Source organism: Vibrio genomosp. F10 str. 9ZD137 (assembly GCF_049974785.1).
Classification (GTDB): Bacteria; Pseudomonadota; Gammaproteobacteria; order Enterobacterales; family Vibrionaceae; genus Vibrio.
On record NZ_JBNGCJ010000306.1, the window covers coordinates 23,443 to 29,494 of the forward strand.

General features: G+C 43.5%; 7 protein-coding genes. 3 read left to right on the plus strand and 4 right to left on the minus strand.

From position 1 onward, the window contains the following. Window positions 1–34: 34 nt before the first annotated feature. Together ACP45E_RS05735 and ACP45E_RS05740 are read right to left on the minus strand one after the other, a co-directional pair. On the minus strand, window positions 35–451 hold the full coding sequence (locus ACP45E_RS05735) for a GFA family protein (protein WP_017036492.1): 417 nt from the start codon (window positions 449–451) through the stop codon (window positions 35–37). A gap of 54 nt (window positions 452–505) precedes the next feature. After that, a complete protein-coding gene (locus tag ACP45E_RS05740) occupies window positions 506–826 on the minus strand; it encodes a heavy metal-binding domain-containing protein (RefSeq protein WP_017036491.1) in 321 nt (106 codons plus the stop codon). 233 nt (window positions 827–1,059) lie between these two features. Between ACP45E_RS05740 and ACP45E_RS05745 the strand changes: the two genes are divergently transcribed. Beyond that, window positions 1,060–2,445 carry a helix-turn-helix transcriptional regulator gene (locus ACP45E_RS05745; protein WP_241824274.1) on the plus strand — a complete coding sequence of 462 codons (1,386 nt, stop codon included), beginning with the start codon at window positions 1,060–1,062 and terminating at the stop codon, window positions 2,443–2,445. A 5-nt stretch (window positions 2,446–2,450) separates the two neighbouring features. On the opposite strand, the gene ACP45E_RS05750 is transcribed toward ACP45E_RS05745, so the two are convergent. Both ACP45E_RS05750 and opgC read right to left on the minus strand, forming a co-directional pair. Beyond that, window positions 2,451–2,903 carry a DUF2141 domain-containing protein gene (locus tag ACP45E_RS05750; protein ID WP_017037510.1) on the minus strand — a complete coding sequence of 151 codons (453 nt, stop codon included), beginning with the start codon at window positions 2,901–2,903 and terminating at the stop codon, window positions 2,451–2,453. Continuing rightward, window positions 2,900–4,015, minus strand: coding sequence for an OpgC domain-containing protein (gene opgC, locus ACP45E_RS05755; protein ID WP_017036488.1), 1,116 nt, complete (start codon window positions 4,013–4,015; stop codon window positions 2,900–2,902). Before opgC ends, ACP45E_RS05750 begins: the two co-directional genes overlap by 4 nt. Window positions 4,016–4,277: 262 nt before the next feature. Here opgC and ACP45E_RS05760 point away from each other — a divergent pair, with 262 nt between their 5' ends. Together ACP45E_RS05760 and ACP45E_RS05765 are read left to right on the plus strand one after the other, a co-directional pair. Then, a complete protein-coding gene (locus ACP45E_RS05760) occupies window positions 4,278–5,504 on the plus strand; it encodes a DUF481 domain-containing protein (protein WP_017037509.1) in 1,227 nt (408 codons plus the stop codon). A gap of 104 nt (window positions 5,505–5,608) precedes the next feature. Further along, window positions 5,609–6,052, plus strand: a 444-nt coding sequence (locus ACP45E_RS05765) for a hypothetical protein (protein WP_069584789.1), incomplete at its 3' end; no start/stop codon positions are given.

Below are 6,052 nucleotides of genomic sequence, written 5' to 3' on the forward strand. Positions count from 1 at the left end.
CTTTTTTATCGTATTGCACGTATTTTTAGCCGCTTTATTGTGCCTGCTTTTCATGCGCTTTGACCCCTTCTGGGATCGGATACCATGTTTGCTTTTCTCCTACCCAGATGTGCACCGTTGGCTCGAATAGAGTGTCATCAGTTAACTGGGTGGGTTTCAGTTTAAGCTTCAGGGTGGAAAGGTCATCTGGATTAAAATGATAAACACGGTTACCACATTCAGGACAAAACTTGGCACCATTTGTATTGCCGCTATCCGATAGGCGAGTCCATTCTTTTAGCGTCCCACTAAATTCAATGGCTTCACGAGGGAAGATAGCGGTGACACTGAATGGCCCTGTTGATAGCTTTTGGCATTCAGTACAGTGGCAAGCGAGTACCATCGTAGGTGCTTGCTTTATTTGGTAGGTTAATTGGCCACATTGGCAGCTTCCAGATATCGGATATTCCATTATTATCGTCCCTGTGTGGTTTCAATTGCTTGTATTAATAAGCGAATTCATCGTTTAGCTAACGACGACCGCGGTGCCGCTTGCCGACACCATCAGCATTCCGTTTCCTTGCCCCAGTACTTCGTAGTCAATATCGACACCCACCACCGCATTGGCACCCAGTTCCTTTGCTTTCATTTCAAGCTCTTCAAATGCGATCAAGCGAGCTTTTTCCAACTCTCTTTCATAGGTACCTGAGCGGCCTCCCACCATATCGCGTATCCCTGCAAACATATCCTTAAACAAGTTTGCCCCTAAAATGGCTTCGCCCGCAATGACACCTTTGTAAGCGACGATTCTTTTGCCTTCAACAGATTGGGTTGTTGTTACTATCATTGTCAAATTCCTTTGCTTGATACGATTGCTGCAATAAATAGATATGGATGACTCATAAGATTAACGGATTAAACAAGCGATAACCGTGAGAAATATTGGGTAATGGACGGTTTTTCCCGACTTAATATCAACGGCTCTCAACAAAGGTCTCGTTCGTATCGATTCTTTTGAATAGGGTCGAAAAATCACAGCACATTTTTGTCGTTGTGGTCACGGTCAGGCACTCTAAGCGCATGAGATCATTTACCTTTATTATGCGTATTGTTGACACCATCGAGTGCCTTCTTCCTAAAAAGCTGGATGTAGCGATGCTTTCTCAAACATTGAATGTAAGTCGTTGGCACTTGCAGCATGAATTTAAACGCTATACTGGAATGTCGGTAGGGCATTACTATCGCGCTCGGCTATTGTCTCTGGCCGTGAAGGAAATTGCTGATACCGATAAACGACTTCTTGATATCGCTCTTGATTTTGGCTTCGACAGTCATGAAGCTTTTTACCGAGCCTTCAAAAAACAGTTTCATGTCTCTCCTAAGCATCTGAAGAGTGCGCCTCATTTTGCAGATTTCCTCGTGATAACACCCATTTCGACGCACTATTTGGAGTTTGTCGAAGAGATAGCGGTTAACCCTCCCTATCGATCACACTTTAAAAGGATCGAGGTTCATGGGGTACCCGAAGTTTTTCCATCGATATCTAACAGTGGGGAAGAATTTAAGCGGCCACTTGGCCGTTTGTGGTCTGAATTTGACTCGGCGACCAAGAGATGGAACCATCAAAATCGACAATATTTCACGCTGGAATACCGAAATAATTGTTCTTATTTATCCGGATTGTTTCAGATGCTGGCCGCGTGTGATGGACCTAATGAAGAAAGTGAACATGTACTAACCAAGGTGATACTTCCCGCAAGAAGTGTATGGAATTTTCAAGTGCGAAATATTGACTACATTGCGCCTTTCTTTAAATATCTTGAACTCGTATTTATGCCTGCCCACCAGCTTTTCGTTAAAGCATTGCCCATTGTGTGGCAACAACGGCCTGATGGTTCATTAATCTGTTCCATAGAGTTGCTTGCACAACAAGAGAGCGCATTACCCTCAAGTGTCACACATCTCTCGAAAAAACTGGTTATGCTGTCGGCGCATTTTGGGCATCTAACGCGTTATACAGTTGGCTCCCACTGTGTTCTTAAAGCGTATCGATTAGCGGACATTGTTGCCCACTTTATCGGGAATATTGAGGCGATTAACCAGGGGAAGGGGGCAATTTTAATTGGTCAGCATGATGAGCAAGGTGTGTTTTCGCCACAACATGATTACGACTGTGCCTATTTTGAGTTTTCTAAAACGGGCAGCGAAGTATCACAAGCAAGCTATTTGCAGTGTAAATTGGAGGGAACAGTCAAAGACATAGGGGATGCCCTAGAGTCACTGTATTGCCATTATTTGGTTGAATCCCCTTTTTACTTAGTGCGTGGGTATGAGTGGATAACGTCATTAAAGCCACTCGACGATCACGGATTAGGCAGTGTCAATGCTCAAGTGAATGGCGGTGGTCCATTTAGCGAGGATCAAAAGTGGACGATGGAGCTTCTGATCCCCGCTAAAAAACGCTAAGGCTGTTAACGGTAATCAACCAGCACAATGTCCTGTGTGGTATTGCCTGAGACTTCAAAGCCAACCATAGCAAAAGTCGGTGGACCTTGAAGAGTTGGGTTGTTAGAAAAACCAAGCGGCTCTAGTGGCATATAGCCGTTCATGTCCAGTTGCTGATTGCTGTCAATATCTTGATAGGTTTGCACAGAGTAGTAACCGCCTTCTAGGTCGGTAAAGACGACCTTGTTGAGGCTTTCATTGGCTGATACCTTCTTTTCTTCCAGCATTTGTTCGTCTTGCCCGTATAAACCGACGCTGAGAACTCCTCCTTCTGCGGTTAAATTAGAGACGTTAACCGTCAAAGTGTGCTTTTCGGTACTGTTAAGCGCGTGTGTGGTTTCAGCAGATGGTTTTGATGCTTGATCGCAACCAACGAGTCCGATGCAAAGTGTTGTCATGGGTAATAGCCAAAGTTTCATTTATATATTCCTGTAAAAGTTAATCGGCGGATCAATAGGTGTTTTTCTCTCATGAGAGGGGGTAAAAAGAGCAATAGGGCCACTACAATAAGCATTGAATGATAGAGCCCATCGCTCTTAACGAATTGAGTGGAAAAAGGCGTCAGAGTAAAAATTACAACATAGTGCCAGGTAAAGACTTGCAGTGAGTGACGCCCCAGTAATGCAAGAGGGCGGATAACAACGCCATTAGGCCAGCGGTGGATCAAGTAGCTAAACAGGTAAATCAACAGCGACATGTTGAGCACTCTTAGCCAACCAAGAGTCGGCTTGTCGGCATACTGGTAAAGCGTACCTTGATGAATCCCTAAAAATGGATAAAAGACGTTGTGATGGGTAAGAAAAATGGCAAAAGCGATGATGAACGCTACGATAACAACGCGCTTATATTGAAACCAGGCAATTGAAAAATGGTGGTGGCTATAACCAAGACACACGCCCATCATGAAGGGGAGTTGCCACGCGAGCCAGCTAAAATAGCCGGTATTAATTGGTGTGATGGGAGCCAGTTCGGCCAACCCTAGCGACAAATTCACCCATGAGCTACTCAACCAAATAACCAGACTAACGGTGATAACTCCGATGATTTTTCCTTTATTTAATGAATGGATAACCAAAGGAGTGAATAGCATAAATGCGATGTACATGGGTAGTATGTCAAAATAGGCCGGTTTGTGGGTGAGAGCCAGGGTCAGCGCTGAGGCTAGCTCTGGTTGCCTAAATAAGAATGGAAACATGGATTGAAAAAAAGAGGGATAACCAGCCCACCCATAAGAAACAATCAAGCTAATACATACAATGAGTGCAAGGGCACCGATGTGGTAATAGTAAAGCTGTTTAACTCGTGTGAATATTTTACGGGTTATCTGCGTAGCTGAAGGGCAACAATAGATAAGTCCAACTATCAACCCAGATATGAAAATGAACCCTTCTGCTGCACCCACTTGACCAAGGGGTTGCAGCGTCAATATCTGTATCACTGAGCGTCCACCAGTCATCCAAATAAAATGATTGAGTGTCATGCAAATCAGCAATAAGCCTCTGATTGAATCGATAGCATGATTTCTTTTCATTAAGCTCTCCATAGCAAAAAACAGTAAAAGGTTGACGTGTCTTTAGGCTAAAGAGTCGTGAAAAAGAAAACTGACTTAATGTGTGGTTTCTTCAATATAGCGTAAGTATGTTCACACTTTTTACACTCACCTGTCGGTCTTCTCGCTTGCTGTGCGATTATTAGCCTGTTCCATGTGCTGTGTGAGTGTTCAGTTTATTGAGTACTGCAGAGACCAATATAATCGTCAATAGGTATGCGAGATCGTTAAATTTCCAGGAATGATGACCAATATTATTAAACCCACTGCCCTAGCATTTTTGATGATGCTCCCACTGAGTTTGCCCGTTGTGGCAGAAGATCAGGTTTTTACTGAGGAGCAAACGATCGAGAACGAAAAATCGGTGGTAAACAGTGGAGTGGGTAATGCGCCGGTTGAATCGTCAGATGCTATCAAATCCGCAGTTGATCTTAACCCCACTACGCAGCTTAAACCAACGATTACCGTCGAAAAAGGACAAGGGTGGGTTCAGTTAGTCTCTGGTGAGGTATTGCTCGGAAGCTTAACCGGAACGGTCAAAGATGAACACAATTCTTACGAGCTGACGCTTGAGTTCGATAGTGAGGAATTGGGCGATGTGGAGATCGATGTTGAAGATATCGCCGTGTTGCAAACGGCCGATATTTTTCGAGTTCGGTTAGCCAATGGCGAAACCCATCAAGGCCAGTTAACCATTGCTGATGATAAGCTGACGATCCAAGGCGACAAGCTATATATTTACCCTGTCAGTTTTGTGGTATCAGTCTACAGCAGTGTGGAGTCGGAAATAGAGCGCTGGGAAACGGATCTTTTTTTAGGCGCGAACTTTAGCAAAGGCAACACTGATGAACTCTCTGTGTCAGCAGAGCTAAATGGCAAGCGACAAACGGTCTACTCCCGTACCTTGCTCAAATACAATGGCAACATCACTCAATCATCGGGTGAAAAAACGGCTCAAAATCACCAGTTCAATGGATCTTACGATATCTACCTCAGCAATCGGCTTTTCTTTCGTCCGATAAAAATGGCCGTGAATAGCGATAAATTTCAAAACATTGATTATCGGGTCAACGCCTCGATGCAGATGGGTTACTTTATTATTACCCAGTCAGATTTAGAATGGGATGTCTCTCTTGGTCCTGGTTTTCAGACAACTCAATTTGATACCGTATTAGAAGGCCAAAGTACCACTGAAAATAGCCCTATTGTCGTATTCTCTTCGGATTTGGAGTACGAGCTAACCAAAGACATCGATGTGAGTTATGGCTACGATTTGAACTGGGCCAATGCGGCTTCGGGAGGTGTTCGTCATAGCAATGATATCAGTGTTGATGTTGAGTTGGTGGACGATCTTGATTTCAGCGTGAAATTTATCTGGGATCATAACTCAAACCCGAAAGTGGACTCTGACGGGGTGATCCCCAATAGGAATGACTATAAGTTGAATGTGGGCCTCACGTTTGATTTCTAATGTTATCTATTTGATTATTAATTGGAATTTATAACTTAAGCCTTCTATGGTTATAGCATTAAAATGATCGCGAAATGAGATGCTTAAACATTAAAGGACACAACATGTTACATAAAGGAACTCTGCTAAAATCGGTTGGCTTTACTCTTGTTAGCTTGATGCTACTGCTTCCCAACGCCTTTGCTTCCCAAGATGAACCCGATAAAGACAAACCCAATAAAAACGCATTCATTCAAGTGAATGTAAGCTTGGATCTGCAAGGTATAGAAGAATCGATTGATACCACAAGCCAGTCACTCAACTCTCTTGCTGATTCCTTAAATGCGATCGCTACCAGCCCTGACTTCACTCCCGAACAACAAAAAAATATTGAATTAACGGTTAATAATGTCAATCAACTTATCGATATTTCGACTCAATCACTTGAACAGCTGCCGGTTGCTTTTGCTCAATCTAAACAAGTGGTGGGCGACAAAACACAGCTTTTTCTGGACGATGTGAAGTTTAAACTGATCTTGATTGTATCGCTGAAGATCGGAAGAGCGGTT

What these genes read in the sequence shown, in the direction of transcription:
- ACP45E_RS05735 (WP_017036492.1), bottom strand. Translation starts at nt 451, where the DNA reads ATGGAATATCCGATATCTGGAAGCTGCCAATGTGGCCAATTAACCTAC.
- ACP45E_RS05740 (WP_017036491.1), bottom strand. Translation starts at nt 826, where the DNA reads ATGATAGTAACAACAACCCAATCTGTTGAAGGCAAAAGAATCGTCGCT.
- ACP45E_RS05745 (WP_241824274.1), top strand. Translation starts at nt 1,060, where the DNA reads ATGAGATCATTTACCTTTATTATGCGTATTGTTGACACCATCGAGTGC.
- ACP45E_RS05750 (WP_017037510.1), bottom strand. Translation starts at nt 2,903, where the DNA reads ATGAAACTTTGGCTATTACCCATGACAACACTTTGCATCGGACTCGTT.
- opgC (WP_017036488.1), bottom strand. Translation starts at nt 4,015, where the DNA reads ATGAAAAGAAATCATGCTATCGATTCAATCAGAGGCTTATTGCTGATT.
- ACP45E_RS05760 (WP_017037509.1), top strand. Translation starts at nt 4,278, where the DNA reads ATGACCAATATTATTAAACCCACTGCCCTAGCATTTTTGATGATGCTC.